The organism is Pseudomonas sp. (assembly GCF_036387035.1).
Taxonomy (GTDB): domain Bacteria; phylum Pseudomonadota; class Gammaproteobacteria; order Pseudomonadales; family Pseudomonadaceae; genus Aquipseudomonas.
The window spans coordinates 20,006-34,817 of sequence record NZ_DASVUM010000094.1 but is presented as its reverse complement, the minus strand read 5'-3'; the positions used below and the strand labels follow the sequence as shown (position 1 = coordinate 34,817).

Here is a 14,812-nt window from a genome sequence, read left to right as displayed (position 1 = left end):
TTCTGGGGCGAGAGCAACGCGGCAAGGTCCATCATCATCTAAATCTCCTTGATGGCACGGGGCAGAACGCTACCGCCATGCTCAGCAACAACAGGTTACGAGCCGACAAGGGGCCGGAGCCCGTGTTGCATCGTCGCTAACAAGTCGATGACCCGCCATGGTGCGAAGTAGCCGGTGCAGTGAGCGCGTTCCTATCAATACGTAGGATGCAGATTACAGACAGGGCCGTTGGGCAAATTCGGCACGAAGTTTGGCGAGCAAGCTCTTTCCCACAAGGGTCGACGTGCGGATTCAAAATGCAGCTGTCTATTGACCCGATTAACTCCGCAAATAATTAACCCCGTCGATCTTTTGAATCGGCCGCCATCGTTTTTTAATACGCACCGGTTCACGCATTCTGGGCGCCTGAAACAGACACGTCCCGGAGCTGCAAACATGGCCACTGCCATTCTTACTTCAATCAAACACGGCGCTTATACCGCCATCGCGTTGTACGTTGTTTTCATCGCAGTGGTCACCGTCGTCAGCATGAATCCACCAATCAATGCCGCTTCGCCGCTGTCGGTACAAACGGCGTCCGCTGACATCAGCCGCGCGACTGTTCAGTCCCAGGGGCGTGCGTCGTGAAAGGCGCGAACTTTTGGGTGATCGTGTTCTTCGCGTTAATCAATAACGGCTGCTCGTTGCTCGGTCATGGCGAGGGTTCAGTAGGGGGTGTGGCACGCAGCATGGAGTTCAAGACCGAAGTCGCTGAAGCGGTCGAGATGCAGCGCTCGCAGAAGCTCAACGCAGGCAATCCGCCGCCAAGGCACAGTGAAATGATTTCGCCAATCTTTCAGTTCGACGTGGTGTAGCGAAGGGGTGCAGCGGATAACGCAGGTGCGGTCAGCGCTTGGCCATTGCCGTCACGAACAGCTCGGATGCCAGAAAACGCTGCAGCCAACGCTGCAAATGGGGGTAGGGGCTTTGCCAGAACCAGTCTGGGTCCACCGCGCAGAACTGCCGAATAAACGGCGCAATGGCGATGTCGGCCAAGGTCAGGTGATCGGCGGCCAGAAAGTCCCGTGACTCAAGCAGTGCGTTCAGCCTGTGCAGAAACCTCTCGCCCTGACGGCGATATTCGTCCTGCGTGAATTCGGGGTAACGCACGGCGTATTTGTAGTGATCCAGATCCTGCTTGAAGCGGCTGTCGTTTTCCGCGATCAGCTCGGCGCTCTGCCGTTGCCCACCGACGTCCCGGGCCAGTAACCAATCGTCCGGGTCATGCTGCGACAGCGCCCAGCGCATGATGTCCAGACTTTGCTCCAGCACTCGATCCTGCAGGACCAGAACCGGCACGGTGCCTTTGGGTGAGCGTTCCAGCATTTTCGCCGGTTTGGCCTTGAGGCTGACTTCCACCGTGTTTAACGGTACGCCGCTATACCCCAGCGCCATGCGAGCGCGCATGGCGTAGGGGCAACGGCGGAACGAGTAGAGCGTCGGCACCGTAGATTCAGCGTAAGGTGCCGACGTCATGCTCAGGCCTCGGTCAGCTCGCCGCAGTCGGCGATGACGACTTTCTTGCTGGTGCGGCCGGATTGCGATCCCAGCGCTTCAATGGCTTTGACGACGTCCATGCCTTCGACCACTTTGCCGAACACGACGTGTTTGCCGTCCAGCCACTCGGTGACGATGGTGGTGATGAAGAACTGGCTGCCGTTGGTGTTCGGACCAGCGTTGGCCATCGACAGGTCACCTGGCGCGGTGTGCTTGAGGGTGAAGTTTTCGTCGGCGAACTTGTTGCCGTAGATCGACTTGCCGCCCGTGCCGTTGTGGTTGGTGAAATCGCCGCCCTGCAGCATGAAGTTCTGGATGACGCGGTGGAACGACGAACCTTTGTAGGTCATGTCATCGCCTTTTTCGCCGGTGCACAGGGCGCGGAAGTTTTCGGCGGTTTTCGGAACGACGTCGTTGTGCAGTTCCATGACGATGCGGCCCATTGGCTCGTCGTTGGCGGTGATGTCGAAAAATACTTTGGAGTTTGCCACGTGGATTTACCTTCTTTCGAGTTTGGCGCGACTGTCGCGCAAGGGATACAGGGTTGCACAGAAACGCCGCCGGGCGTGTCCGTGCGTCGTGAAAAAACGGTTTAGCCGCTGCTGACCTCGACGGTGCTCAGGCCATTGCCCTGACGCTGCACCTGAATCTGCACGGGGATGCGCTCGTGCATTTCCTGCACATGGGAAATCACGCCGACCTTGCGGCCCTGGGCCTGCAGTCCGTCGAGGGCGTCCATGGCCAGTTGCAGAGATTCGGGGTCAAGGCTGCCGAAGCCTTCGTCGATGAACAGCGATTCGATCTTCAACGTGCTGGAGGCCATGGACGCCAGGCCCAGCGCCAGAGCGAGGGACACAAGGAAGGTTTCCCCGCCCGAAAGCGAATGAACCGAGCGCAGTTCATCGCCCATTTCAGTGTCCATCACCAGCAGGCCGAGCATGCTGCCGCCGCGTTTGAGGCGATAGCGCCGTACCAGTTGCTTGAGTTGCGCGTTGGCGTGGTGCACCAGCAGATCAAGGTTGTAGGCCTGAGCGATCTTGCGGAATGTGTCGCCGTTGGCGGAGCCGATCAGCGCGTTCAGTCGGGCCCAGCGTTGGTATTCGGATTGCGCGTGCGCGATGCGCCCTTGCAGCTCACTGCTGGCGTCGCGACGGCGGTTGTCTTCGCTGACCTGGGCGCGCAGGTCGGCGCACAGCTGATCCTGAACCGCCGATTGCGCCTGTGCTTCGGTCAACGCGACCAATAACTGCTCGGCATCGCCGTCGTCGCTGTGTTGCGCCTGATGCTGCTGCAACTGCGCCGCGCGCTCTTCCACCAGAACCCTGGCTTGCTCCAGCGCTTTTTCGCTGGACTGCAGTTGCTGACGTAATCCGCTGACACTCTCGTCGCTCAGCCCCAGCAAGGTGTCGAGCGCGGCATCGTCCAGCTCACTGTGGCTGCTGCGCCACTCGGCGATCTGCCGTTCGAGCTCTGCCAGTTCCTGTTCGAGGGCCTGCAAGCGTTGCTGTTCGCCATCGCGTTCTGCCGTCAGCTTGATCAGTTCGCTGCGCGCCGTTTGCAGTTCATGGGCGATGGCGGCCTGAGCCTCACGGGCCTGCTCGACCGACTGCTCAAGGGCATGTTGCCAGCGCTCGGGGGAGGCGTGCTCGCCAAGGGTTTGCGCCAATTGCTGCTGCACCGCCTGTTGCTGCTGCTGTCGGGCATCGAGCTGCGCTTGCAGCTTCTGGTGTTCCGCCTCGCGATTCTGTTGGGCAGCGTGTTCGCGCTCAAGTTTTTGCGCGCGCTCGCTGTGCTCCTGCTGCTCGGTCTTTTGTTGATCAAGCTGCTCGACGCGGGCGGCGATGTCGTTGTCCAGTTGCATGAAACTCATGGTCGCGGACTCGCGCCACTGGCTCAGGCTTTCGGCGGGCAGCAGCGGCTCGAACTCTTGCAGCGCCGCCTCGAACGCCTGATTGTCCAAAGCGATGTGGCGTTGCTGATCGTCCAGCGCCTTCATGGCCTGCTGACTGGCCTCGCGCGCATCGAGGACCTGCTGCTGCAGCGACTCGGCGTCACGCTGCACTTTCAACAGACGAGTCTGGCGCTGCTCGGCGGTCTGGATGTCCTGAGCCAGTTGATGCAAGCGTTCGCTCAGCCAGTCACCGCGCACGTGTTCAGGCTGCTCCAGCAGGCGCGGATGCAGCGGGTGGGCTTCCAGTTCAGGCGCAAGGCTGTGCAGCTGCTCGGTCAGTTGATCCTGTTGTGGCTTGGACTGTTTGAGCTGGTTGTTCAGTTCGGCGACTTCCGCACGCAGCTCGGCGAGCTTTTCGCTGAGCTGCCCGACCGTCTGCCGGGCGCGTGCTTCTTCGCCATCGTCGTGACCCGACAGCGCTTCAAGCAGCGCCGCGGACTGGTGGTACGGATGCTCTGCGCTGCCGCACACCGGGCACGGTTGCTCATCAACCAGTTGCTCGCGCAGTTGTTCGACGCTGGCGCTGCGGGCAAGGCGCTGGCGCTGCAGCAATTCGACAGTGACGTTCAGGGCCTGCTCGGCGGCTTCGTGCTCGGCCTTGAGTTTCAGGCCTTGGGCAATGCGCTGGCCCCGGCGTTCGGTAGCCTGTTGCTGACGGGTCTGGACGTCGAGCAGACGGCCGGCGACGTCCTGATGCCGCTGCCACAAACGCTCGAGTGCATCGCTTGCGCTGTGCTGCTGACGGTTGTCCTGCAACAACTGCCCCAGGCGTTCGATTTGCTGACTGACCGCGTCGGCCTTTACCTCAGCGTTGTCGTACAGCGCCTGCAAGGCGCTGCGGCGCTCGCCCAGGGTTTGTTCGGCGAGGGTGGCGTTTTTTTCCAGCTGGGGCAGCTCGGCACGGCCCTGGATCAGCCGGGCGCTGAGCTGCACGGTTTGCTGAAGTCGGGGCCGGTAGGCGCTCCACGACTGGCTCAACGTGGTCAGCGACGCGCTTTGCTCCAGTTGCTCGCTGATCGACTGCAAGCGCGCCTGGATCTGGCGTTGCTGCTCGACCAGTTGGTCGAGCGCCGCATGACCTTCGGCGCTGGCCTGCTGCGCGGCGCGCGCCTGTTCGCCGAGCGGTTGCAGCTCCTGATTCAGGTGATTGAGCTGTGCCTGCTGCTCGAAGGCCTCACTCAAGGCCGGTCGCGCGTTGAGCAATTGTTCCTGCGCCTGCTGCAACGCGCTGTCGGCGCTAATGCGTTTGCTGTCCTGATCGGCGATGCGGGCCTGCAGCGCGGTCTGTTTCAGCTGATGAGCCTCAATCGCGGCCGTCAGCGGCGCGAGCTGAGCCTGAAGCCGGGCGCGTTGACCGAACAGATGCCGCTGCGGCGCCAGACGCTCCAACAGGCCCAGCCGCTGGCGATCGGCGCTGTGTGCGTCCCATGTCTGCTGCGCATTGGCGAGTTGCTCGTTGGCGGCCTGGTGGCTGTCGCGCAACCGATTCACCTCCTTGAACCATTGCTCCTTGAGCTCCAGCTGCCGCAGTTGCGCCTGTGCAAGCTTCAGCTGCTGCTGGGCGTCGTTGAAACGCTGCTCAAGCTCGGCGCGCAGCTCCGGCGTCATCGGCGTCAACGCGCAGGCCTGGGCCTGGAGGGTTTTCAGCGCCTCTTCAGCTTCCTTGCTTTTGCTGTAGGCGCGGCGGCCCAACTGGCTGTAAATAGCCGTGTCGGTGAGTTTTTCCAGCAGTTCGCTGCGGTCTTTGTCGTCGGCCTTGAGGAAGGCGCTGAACTCGCTTTGCGCCAGCATCACTGCACGGGTGAACTGCTCGAAGTTCAGGCCCAGACGGGCTTCGAGCAGGGTCTTGTACTCGGTCTTGTTCTGCGTACTGAGAATCTGCTCGCTGTCCAGATCGATCAGTGTCTGGCGGCTGGCCTGGAGTTTTTTCGTGGCGTTGTCCCGGGCGCGGTTGGCTTCCCAGCGTGCGCGATAGCGGCGTTTGTCGATGCCGACGAAATCGACCTCGGCGTAACCGCTGCCAGTGCCGCGACGCAACAGGTTGCGTGGGTCGTTGGTGCTGATGTCGCCGTCGATCTCCGGTACTCGGGACTGGCCGATGTTGTTCAGCCGGGGGATGGCGCCGAACAGGGCCAGGCACAGAGCGTCCAGCAGCGTGCTTTTGCCCGCGCCGGTGGGCCCGGTGATGGCGAACAGGCCGGCGCTGGCAAGGGGCTCAGCGGTGAAGTCCAGCTCGAACGGCCCGGCCAGCGAGGCGAGGTTTTTCAGGCGAATGGCGAGGATTTTCATGGCTGTTCGCTCTCCAGCTGCACGTCCTGGAGCAGGGTGGCGAAGTCCTGCAACGTCTGTTCGTCGACCTCGCTGCCGTAGCTATCCTGCCAAGCGCGGCTGAACAGCTCCTGCGGGCTCAGCTGGTCCAGCTCGATCAGGTCTTGATTGGCGTCTTCATCGCGCCCGCCCTTGCCGGCGTATTCGGCGGCGATCCGTACCAGTCGCACGGCCTTGCCTTCCAGCGCGGCTTCGATCTGGTTGCGCAGGTCCGGTTGCGGCTCGTCCAGGCGCACACGGACTTCGAGCCACGGTTGCCGGTCGACGTCCGCCAGCAGATCGATGTCCGGAAGGTCCCGGAGTTGCAGCAACAGGTCCGCCAGCGGCGCCGGGCCGATCCGTTGCAGGTTGACGGCGCGAGGGATCAACAGCGGTTTGACGCTGACCAGTTTGTCGCCGTCGCATTCGATTTCGAGGATCTGGTGCTGGTAGCCGATTTCCGAGAAGGACAGCGGAATCGGCGAGCCGCTGTAGCGAATGCGGTCCTGGCCATTGATCCGCTGCGGCTTGTGCAGATGCCCCAGGGCCACATACGTGATGCTGTCGCCGAACAGGCTGGCGGGGAGGGCCTCGGCGTTGCCGATGATCAGGCTGCGCTCGGAGTCTTCCGACACCGAGCCTCCGGCCATGTGCGCGTGGCTGATGGCAATCAGCGCCTGGCCTTTCTTGCGCCGCTGGTTCGCGGCGGCAATGAGCATTTCATGGACCTGACCAATGCCGCGCAGATAGTCGCCGCCCAAGGCGGCGCCGGTCACTTCGGCCGGGCGCAGGAAGGGCAGCGCCAGGCACCAGCCCAGGACTTTGCCCTTGGCATTGCTCAGTGGCAGCAGCAGGCGGTCAACGTCCAGCACGCCATCGTCGAGCCACAGCACTCGACCCAGCGCGTGGGTGCGCAGGCGTCGCATGAGCGGCGCGGGCAACTCGATGCGCGAGCCGGAGTCGTGGTTGCCAGCGATCATGACGATGGTCAGCTGCGGGTTCTGTTCGTGGGCGCTGACGATGAAGTCGTACAGGCGCTCCTGGGATTTGACCGGCGGATTGACCGTGTCAAAGATGTCGCCGGCGATCAGCAGGACATCCGGTTTGCGCTCGGCCAGACGGGCCAGCAGCCAGGTCAGGAAACTGGCATGTTCGAAATCTCGCTCCTGACCATGAAGGTTCTGGCCGAGGTGCCAGTCGGAGGTATGGAACAGACGCATGAAGGTACCTTGGTTTAACGATCAGCCTGTTTTCCAGCGTTGCAGGAAAACGCGCTGATCGATTGAAATCATTTTGGATAAAGCGGCGGCAGGCTGTCGCCGCCGCTCGGGTCCATGGGTTTCTCGAGGGTGGGCAGCGCTTTTACCGCGCGCCAGAGGTCTTCGCCCAGCCACAATTTTTCGGTCTCGCTGTACAACGCACCGTTCAAGCCGTCCAGCGCATGAGACAGCGGCACAAAGCGCGCCGCCATGTCCGCCAGGGTTTCCGGCTGTTGACGGGCCCAGGCGTCCAGGGCCTGGCGGGTGGCGTGCGGGTCGTTGGCCAGGCACGCGCGTTTCAGGTCGTCGAGCACTGTACGCGGACTCGGCCCCGTTTGCGCGACCCGGGCCAGCGCTGGTTGCCAGCGACCGCGCCACCAGAGGCCGAAGCCCAGCAACGTGGTGAAGCTCAGCAGCACCGTGCTTAACTGCCACGGCCAGACCGGCGGGCCAATCACCGTAACATTGCCGTTGTCACTCACCGGCATGTCCACCGCCAGCGCCGGGTTGAGGCTGACCTGCAAGGTCCGGGCGGGCAAGGCGCTGTGCTCCAGATGATCTTCCTGGGTGTTCCACCAGACCAGATCCACCGCAGGAATTTCTATGGCGCCGGGACGGTTGGGCACCAGCGCCTCGCGCTCCTCGCGCACGCCGGTCAAGCTGCGCTCACTGACCTGATTGCTCAATTGCGGCTGATCGGGATAGCGGCGCAGGGCGCTGACGTCGGTGGCAGGCAGCGGCGGTAATTGCGCGCTGGACAGGCCTTCAACTTTCAGTTGCAGGGTACGGGTCAGTGAATCACCCACCTGGCTATGGGCAGGGTCCGGGCTCCAGCTTTCGCTGAGGCTGACGCTGCGGGCGGGCAGCCACGGTGTATCGGCGGGGTAGTGCGCCGGTTGCGGTTTGACGCCCAGGGTCAGGGGCAGCGAGGTCACGTGCATCAAACGGCCCGGTTTTGGTCCGCTGGCAATGGCACCCGGCGCCATCGCGGCCGCCGCCGCAGCGTCGGTGGTGTCTTGAACCAGGGTGGCGCTGAATGCCTGCGCGGGAATGGTCAGCTCACCGCTGTGCTGTGGATACAACGCATAGCGCATTTCGATCACGCCGTGGCGGATGCCGTTGATCTGCTTCTCGTAGGTGCGCGTGTCACCGAGCTTTTCGATCCGTGCGTCCGGCACTTGCAGCGGTGTCAGGTTGCTGTCATCGAACAGCGACACCGAGTGATAGATGCGCACGGTGAGCAGGACTTGTGCCTGAACATACACGCTGTCCTGATCGAGGCTGGCCTCCATGAACACCGGGGCGAGTTTTTGCTCCTGCCCCTGGGCGACGGGGCCGACATCCACCACTTGCAGAACGATCGGCTGGCTGGTCATTTCGCCCAGTTTCAGCGAAGGGATTTCGATCGAGCCGCTGTGGCGTGGCATCAGCGTGATCAGCCAGCGCGTCGTCGCGTGAACGTTGCCTTCCAGCGTCGTCAGGCTGTTGAGCTGGCGGGTGTCGCGCACTTCAAAGTCGGCGTCCAGCGCGCTCATGTCCGGTCTGCCGAAAACGGTCGCGTCGTCGGTTTCCAGAGTCAGCTCGACCGTTTCGCCGGTGTTGACGCGGGTGCGGTCGACGCTCGATTGCAGGGTGGCGCCTGCGCTGTCGGCCTGGGCTACCCAGGTGAACAGGCACAACATTCCTGCGATCAGCAACCTGTGCAGACGACTCATCGGGTCTTTTCCTGATGCTGCTGTTGTTCGTACCAGAACTTTCGCCGCAACAGCTCGCCGGGTTCGTCGGGGATCTGCCTCAGCCATTGTTCCAGCGCTTGTTTCTGTTCGCCGTCCATCTGCGCGTCGGCCGGTTTGCCGGAGGCGCGCGCCGGTTCATCGTTGTCGCCACCTGCCCCGGAAGCCTGTTCGTCCGCAGCGGTTTGCGCGTCGTCGGCCGAGCGGTCGGCGTCGTCATCGTGGGGCGTTGACGGCGCACTGGATGAGGACTGCCCGGCGTTTCCGTCGCGTGCATTCTCGGCGTTTTCGTCCGTCTTGGCCTTTGCGTCGGCGTCCGCCTGGCTGGACGCCTTGTTCTGCTCCAGCACGTGCTCCACCAGCGCTTTGTTGGCTGACGCCGCCGGCAAGTCCGGTTGACGTTCCAGCGCCTGTTCGTAAGCATCGATGGCCGCTTCCAGCTCGCCGCTCCGGGCCAGTGCATTGCCGCGATTGTAATGGTCTGCGGCGCTGCTGCCTTGGGCAAAGCGCTGGACGGCGCCCGCATAGTCACCCGCCTGGTAGAGGGCGACGCCTTGCCACTGCGGGTCCTGGAAACGCCGTGCGGCTTCTGCCGGGTGGTGCCGTTTGAGCAAGTGTTCGCCCTGTTGGTCGGGACGGCGCCACAGGTCTTCGAAACCGAAGGCATAGCTGTTCTGCGGCACGGCCATCATCACTAGCAATGGCAGACACAACAGCCAGCCGCGTCGCCCGGCGCAAGCGGCCAACAGCAGCAGGGGCAGCAGCAACCAGTAGCCTTGATCCGCCCAGCGGTCCAGCCGCACTTTCTGGCCCTGGTTGATCAAGCTCTTCGGGCCATCCAGCAGGCCAAGCTCGTCGAGGTCCTGATTGTCCAGGCGCAGCGAGGTGTATCGACCGCCCAGGCTGTCAGCGAAGTCCTTGAGCACCGGCCCGTCCAGACGCGGCACGAGAATGCCGCCTTGGGCGTCCTTCAAAAACCCGCCTTTCTCTTGGGTGACAGGTGCGCCTTCTGCGGTGCCGACGCCGAGCATCAACAAGGGAGGGGCGTCACGTCCGGTCATCGCGGCGCGGATTCCCTGCCGCTCGGCGTCGCTGAGGGACGAGCCGATCCACAGCAGCCGCCCCTGACCGAGGTCACCCTGTTCGAGCAGATCCAGAGCCTTGCGCACGGCCAGGTCTGCGCGCTGGCCGGCTTCGGGCATGATCGACGGCTTGATCGCGTCGAGCAGGTTTTTGCTGGTCCCCAGATCATCGGACAGCGGCACCAGGGTATGGGCGCTGCCGGCGTACACGATGATCGCGGTCTGTGAATCGCTGCGCGCCTGTAAGAGGTCAAGCAACTTGCGGCGCGCCTGTTCGAGGCGAGTGGGCGGGCTGTCGGCCGCGAGCATTTCCGGGGTCAGCTCCAGCATGACCACTAACGGATCGACCGGCCGCTGGCTGTTCTGCTCAACCCGCTGCCAGCTGGGACCGAGCAACGCCAACACTGCCAGCAGCCAGCCAAGCCCCAGCACCACCCATCGCCGCTTGCTCTCGCGGCCGCCGCCGCCACTGAGCAGGGCAGCATGAAACGCGCTGGGCAAAATCATTTGCCAGCGGCCGACGCGCTTCTGCCGATTCCATAACCGCCACAGCAGCCAGGCGAGCATGGGCAGCAACAGCAGCCAGGCAGGGCGCGACCAATGAGGCCAAAGACCGGAGAGGGTTTCGATCATGGGCGCCTCTTCAGGCGCTGCAAGCGTTGACGCCAGCGCGTGCCTTGCACAAACGTCGGTCGGCGGGCAAAAAACCGATACACCGGATTATTTGGCCAGCGCTCCTGAACCACCAGCAGAAGGCTCAACAGCAGGGCCATCGCCAGCGGTACGTGATAAAGCGCCCGCGCCGGACGTGCCTGGGTCGGTTGTTGCGCGACGGGCTCAAGCCGGTCCAGCGCCTTGCCGATGCCTGCCAGTTCGGCGCCGTTGCGCGCGCGGAAATACTGCCCACCGCTGACCGCGGCAATTTCCCGCAGGGAAGGCTCGTCCAGATCAAGGCTGGGGTTGAGGCCCAGGATGCTCGTGGCGCCCTTGTCGGGGTCGGCGCCGATGCCGATCGGATAGATTTTCACGCCTTCGCTGGCGGCCAGACGCGCCGCAGTCCTTGGGTCGATCTGGCCGGCGTTGTTGGCGCCGTCGGTGACCAGAATCAGCACCCGACTCTGGGCCGGGCGCTGGCGCAGGCGTTTCAGTGCCAGGCCGATCGCGTCGCCGATGGCGGTGTTCTTGCCGGCAATGCCGATCCGCGCTTCGTCCAGCCAGACGCGCACGGTCTTGCGGTCGAAGGTCAGCGGGGCTTGAAGATACGCCTGACTGCCGAACAGAATCAGGCCGATGCGATCGCCCTGACGGTGTTCAAGAAAATCGCCCAGCAGCATCTTCACCAGCGTCAGCCGACTGACTTCGTCGTTTTTCCAGACCATGTCCGGGTAATCCATCGAACCTGACACGTCCACCGCCACCAGTAGATCGCGGCCACTGGCAGCGACCGGTAACGGCTCGCCCAGCCATTGCGGGCGGGCGGCAGCGACCAGCAACAGAAGCCAGACGGTAATGAACGGTAATTGACGCCGCCAGCCGGGCAGATGGGTGCGCGCGCGGCGCCCGGCGAGGCCTTCCAGCTCTGGAAGAAAGCTGATTTTGAGCGCTGCTTCGCCGCTGTCTGCGGCGGGCAGCACGACACGCAGCAGCCACGGCAGCGGGAGGAGGGCGAAGAGCCACGGCCAGGCGAATTCAAACATGCTTGCGAATCCAGGTCTCGACCGACTGGGTCAGGCCGTTGATGGCCTTGTCGTCGAGCTTGCACTCCGGCTTGTAGGCGCCTTCGACAAGGATCATCCAGCGGGTCAGGCCGGCCGCCGGGCAGCGGTTGTCGAGGAAGGCCAGCCATTTGCGCCCATTGAGCGTGTGGCTCTGGCTGTAAGGGTAGTGGTTGCGGCACAAGCGTTTGAGCAGGCCGTTGATCTGCTGCAGCCAGGCGCCAGCGGGCGCGCCGTCATAGGGCTTGGGCATTTGCGCCAGTTCGACCAGCGCAGCCTGTCGCAAGGGGTCCAGTGGCTCGACGGTTTCGCTGCCGGCTTTTTTTGGCAGCAGTGTACGAGCGCGCCACAGGCCGTAGCCCAGCGCCGGCAACAGGATCAGCAGCAGCCACCAGCCCGGCGCGGGCGGCCAGAACCCGACCGGCTCGGGCAGAATCAGCGGTTGCAGCTGGTCCAGCGCACTCATGGCTGTTTCACCGGGCGCTGGCCGTTTAGGTATTCGCGCAGTTGCTCGACCATTTCACGCTGGGTGCTCAGCGGCATCATCAGTACGCGCAGCTTCTGCGCCAACAACGCCCAACGTGCCTGACGCGCCTCGCCCTGGGCGCGGTAGCTCTGGCGCAAGTCGGCGTTCAGCGTGTCGAGCTCCAGCTCCGCCCCCCGGTCTGCAAAGCGCAACAGGCCGGCAGCGGGCAACGCGTGATCCAGCGGATCGGACAGCGGCAGCAGCAACAGATCGCAATGCCGTGACAGCAAGGTCAGTTGCTGTTCGGCCGAGTCGGACAACGCGCGCTCGTCGCAGAGGATGATCGCCAGACTGCCCGGACGCATCACCTCCCTCGCACGGCGCAGGGCCACGCCAAAGGTGTCGCGGTCGGCAGCGGCTTCGGTGTGCAGCGATTGATTGACCCGCACCAGCCGGTTAAGCAGTTGCAGCAGGCTTTGTTTGCTGCGCCGCGGTTTGATCTCGTAATGCTCGTTGTCACCGAACACCAGCCCGCCGACCCGGTCGTTGTGCCCCAGCGCGGCCCAGCCGACCAACGCGGCGGCCTGAGCCGCCAGCACCGACTTGAACATCAGCCCTGAGCCGAAAAACAGACGGCGGCTCTGCTCGACCAGGATGAAAATCGGACGCTCGCGTTCTTCATGGAACAGTTTGGTGTGGGGTTCCTGGGTACGGGCCGTGACGCGCCAGTCGATGGTCCTGACGTCGTCGCCGGCCTGATACACCCTGACCTGATCGAAGTCGACCCCGCGCCCGCGCAGCTTGGAGTGGTGCAGACCGATCAACGGGCTGCGCTGGCTGGGGGTGGAAAACAGCTGCACTTCGCGCACGCGATGACGCATTTCAATCAGGTCGGCGAGGCTGATGCGGATGCCCGGTTGGGAGATCAGGTAGGGTTGCATGGGGTCAGGCGACGGCCACGACGTCGAGGATTCGCTGGATCACGCGGTCCTGGTCAATGCCCGCCGCTTCGGCCTCGAACGACAGAATGATGCGGTGACGCAGCACGTCGAAGACCATCGCCTGAATGTCTTCAGGGCTGACGAAGTCGCGGCCGGCCAGCCAGGCGTGGGCCCGGGCGCAGCGGTCCAGGGAAATCGAACCGCGAGGGCTTGCGCCATAACCGATCCACTCGGCCAGCTCGGCATCGAACTTGGCGGGCGTGCGGGTCGCCATGACCAGTTGCACCAGGTATTCCTCAACGGCATCGGCCATGTACAGGCCGAGGATTTCCTTGCGCGCGGCGAAAATCGCCTGCTGGCTGACGCGGCGCTCGGGCTTGGTTTCGCCGTTGAGGGCTTCGCCCCGGGCCTGCTGCAGAATCTTGCGTTCGACGGTGGCGTCCGGAAAGCCGATCTTGACGTGCATCAGAAAACGGTCAAGTTGCGCTTCGGGCAGCGGGTAGGTGCCTTCCTGCTCGATGGGGTTCTGCGTCGCCATGACCAGAAACAGCGGCGACAGGTCGTACGTGCTGCGGCCGACACTCACCTGGCGCTCGGCCATGGCTTCCAGCAGCGCCGACTGCACCTTGGCCGGCGCCCGGTTGATCTCGTCGGCCAGCACCAGGTTGTGAAAGATGGGCCCTTGCTGGAACACGAAACTGCCGGTTTCCGGGCGATAAATCTCGGTGCCAGTGATGTCGGCGGGCAGCAGGTCGGGTGTGAACTGAATGCGATGGAATTGCGCTTCGATGCCTTCGGCCAGCTCTTTGATCGCCTTGGTCTTGGCCAGACCGGGGGCGCCTTCGACGAGCATGTGGCCGTCGGCCAGCAGCGCGATCAGCAAGCGCTCCACCAGTTTCTCCTGCCCCAGAATCTGGGTGGAGAGAAAGGTTCGCAGCGCGATCAACGCTTCACGATGTTCCATCGATGACAGTTCCTGGCAGGAGAGGCAGCAGCGCCAAGGGGCGCCGAAGCTGGGGGCGTTACTTTAATCCATCGGCGGGGCGGCGACTAATCGGCCGCTGCGTTTTTTCGGCTTTTCAGCAAAGGACCGGGCAAAAACAAGAACTGTCTTACATTTGCGTCATTTCACGCCCAGTGCCTTCGACGGCTCAGTTGATCTGACTGACGTACGTCCCGACATCCTTGAGGATGATGCGCAGGGTTGCGTCCAGCTCGGCCAGTTCTTGGGCGGGCGTGCTGTGGGTGATGTCATAGGTGGTATCGCCGCCCAGCGGCTTGGCGTCGGCGGCATCGATTTCGACCAGCAGCCGCGTGTTGCTCAGGGTGACGGTGATGTTGCCTTCGACGTGGATGGTGTCGTCACGAAAGGTGATGTCGACTTCATCCTCGTCGGGAAAACGCGCCAGCAGGAACAGATCACCGGTGCTGCTGCCATGGCAGCAAGCCAGCGCCATGTCATCTTCTTCCTCGTCGCATGGGTTGTAGATGAAGCTGTCGGTGGTCATGTGCATGGCGGCGTTCCTGTGGCTCGGTTTCAGGGCAGGGGTGGGATTTTGCCAGTCCTGCGGGAGTTTTGCTGAAGATTGCGTTGTTGGCGGGCCGAATAGCTGAGTGGAGCCTGCCCCGACGCTTTCCCCAGCAAGCCGGCTCCTACAATTCGATGGCGCCCAAACCGGCCCCTTCCCGGCTAAAGCCGGTCCCACTAAAAGCAGCGCGTGCATCCAGCAGGACTGGGCTTAGTCGAAAATGGACGCAGAGCGTCCGGGGATGCATACCCACGCAGAGCGTGGGCACGATCAGGTGTTCACACAATCTGTGT

At 63.3% G+C, this 14,812-nt stretch carries 13 protein-coding genes; 2 read left to right on the top strand and 11 right to left on the bottom strand.

Annotated features, from left to right (window positions below):
* The first annotated feature begins 435 nt into the window (after positions 1-435).
* Positions 436-627: a hypothetical protein gene (locus VF672_RS08915; protein WP_331103762.1), complete on the top strand. Its 192-nt coding sequence runs from the start codon at positions 436-438 to the stop codon at positions 625-627.
* Positions 624-854, top strand: a complete 231-nt coding sequence (locus tag VF672_RS08910) for a hypothetical protein (RefSeq protein ID WP_331103760.1) — start codon at positions 624-626, stop codon at positions 852-854. The genes VF672_RS08915 and VF672_RS08910 overlap by 4 nt, the downstream gene beginning before the upstream one ends.
* 31 nt (positions 855-885) lie before the next feature.
* Here VF672_RS08910 and VF672_RS08905 read toward each other — a convergent pair whose 3' ends face one another.
* From VF672_RS08905 to VF672_RS08855, 11 genes are all read right to left on the bottom strand, one after another.
* Entirely contained in the window at positions 886-1,515 is a 630-nt protein-coding gene (locus VF672_RS08905; RefSeq protein ID WP_331103759.1) for a glutathione S-transferase, read from the bottom strand.
* Between the two features lie 2 nt (positions 1,516-1,517).
* A complete protein-coding gene (locus VF672_RS08900) occupies positions 1,518-2,027 on the bottom strand; it encodes a peptidylprolyl isomerase (protein ID WP_331103757.1) in 510 nt (169 codons plus the stop codon).
* Positions 2,028-2,128: 101 nt separating this feature from the next.
* On the bottom strand, positions 2,129-5,776 hold the full coding sequence (locus tag VF672_RS08895; RefSeq protein ID WP_331103755.1) for an AAA family ATPase: 3,648 nt from the start codon (positions 5,774-5,776) through the stop codon (positions 2,129-2,131).
* Complete coding sequence (locus VF672_RS08890) at positions 5,773-7,014, bottom strand: exonuclease SbcCD subunit D C-terminal domain-containing protein (protein ID WP_331103753.1); 1,242 nt, start codon at positions 7,012-7,014, stop codon at positions 5,773-5,775. Before VF672_RS08890 ends, VF672_RS08895 begins: the two co-directional genes overlap by 4 nt.
* A gap of 68 nt (positions 7,015-7,082) precedes the next feature.
* Positions 7,083-8,768 carry a BatD family protein gene (locus tag VF672_RS08885; RefSeq protein WP_331103751.1) on the bottom strand — a complete coding sequence of 562 codons (1,686 nt, stop codon included), beginning with the start codon at positions 8,766-8,768 and terminating at the stop codon, positions 7,083-7,085.
* A complete protein-coding gene (locus VF672_RS08880) occupies positions 8,765-10,501 on the bottom strand; it encodes a VWA domain-containing protein (RefSeq protein ID WP_331103749.1) in 1,737 nt (578 codons plus the stop codon). Before VF672_RS08880 ends, VF672_RS08885 begins: the two co-directional genes overlap by 4 nt.
* Entirely contained in the window at positions 10,498-11,565 is a 1,068-nt protein-coding gene (locus VF672_RS08875) for a VWA domain-containing protein (protein ID WP_331103747.1), read from the bottom strand. Before VF672_RS08875 ends, VF672_RS08880 begins: the two co-directional genes overlap by 4 nt.
* A complete protein-coding gene (locus VF672_RS08870) occupies positions 11,558-12,049 on the bottom strand; it encodes a DUF4381 domain-containing protein (RefSeq protein WP_331103745.1) in 492 nt (163 codons plus the stop codon). The genes VF672_RS08875 and VF672_RS08870 overlap by 8 nt, the downstream gene beginning before the upstream one ends.
* Positions 12,046-12,990, bottom strand: a complete 945-nt coding sequence (locus VF672_RS08865) for a DUF58 domain-containing protein (RefSeq protein ID WP_331103743.1) — start codon at positions 12,988-12,990, stop codon at positions 12,046-12,048. The genes VF672_RS08870 and VF672_RS08865 overlap by 4 nt, the downstream gene beginning before the upstream one ends.
* A 4-nt stretch (positions 12,991-12,994) precedes the next feature.
* Positions 12,995-13,954 (bottom strand): AAA family ATPase, encoded by a 960-nt coding sequence (locus tag VF672_RS08860; RefSeq protein WP_037013687.1) that lies wholly within the window; start codon positions 13,952-13,954, stop codon positions 12,995-12,997.
* 187 nt (positions 13,955-14,141) lie between these two features.
* Positions 14,142-14,504, bottom strand: coding sequence for a hypothetical protein (locus VF672_RS08855; protein ID WP_331103740.1), 363 nt, complete (start codon positions 14,502-14,504; stop codon positions 14,142-14,144).
* Positions 14,505-14,812 lie beyond the last annotated feature (308 nt).

Coding starts and splice junctions, on each gene's coding strand:
- VF672_RS08915 (WP_331103762.1), top strand. CDS start 436: ATGGCCACTGCCATTCTTACTTCAATCAAACACGGCGCTTATACCGCC.
- VF672_RS08905 (WP_331103759.1), bottom strand. CDS start 1,515: ATGACGTCGGCACCTTACGCTGAATCTACGGTGCCGACGCTCTACTCG.
- VF672_RS08895 (WP_331103755.1), bottom strand. CDS start 5,776: ATGAAAATCCTCGCCATTCGCCTGAAAAACCTCGCCTCGCTGGCCGGG.
- VF672_RS08890 (WP_331103753.1), bottom strand. CDS start 7,014: ATGCGTCTGTTCCATACCTCCGACTGGCACCTCGGCCAGAACCTTCAT.
- VF672_RS08885 (WP_331103751.1), bottom strand. CDS start 8,768: ATGAGTCGTCTGCACAGGTTGCTGATCGCAGGAATGTTGTGCCTGTTC.
- VF672_RS08880 (WP_331103749.1), bottom strand. CDS start 10,501: ATGATCGAAACCCTCTCCGGTCTTTGGCCTCATTGGTCGCGCCCTGCC.
- VF672_RS08875 (WP_331103747.1), bottom strand. CDS start 11,565: ATGTTTGAATTCGCCTGGCCGTGGCTCTTCGCCCTCCTCCCGCTGCCG.
- VF672_RS08870 (WP_331103745.1), bottom strand. CDS start 12,049: ATGAGTGCGCTGGACCAGCTGCAACCGCTGATTCTGCCCGAGCCGGTC.
- VF672_RS08865 (WP_331103743.1), bottom strand. CDS start 12,990: ATGCAACCCTACCTGATCTCCCAACCGGGCATCCGCATCAGCCTCGCC.
- VF672_RS08860 (WP_037013687.1), bottom strand. CDS start 13,954: ATGGAACATCGTGAAGCGTTGATCGCGCTGCGAACCTTTCTCTCCACC.
- VF672_RS08855 (WP_331103740.1), bottom strand. CDS start 14,504: ATGCACATGACCACCGACAGCTTCATCTACAACCCATGCGACGAGGAA.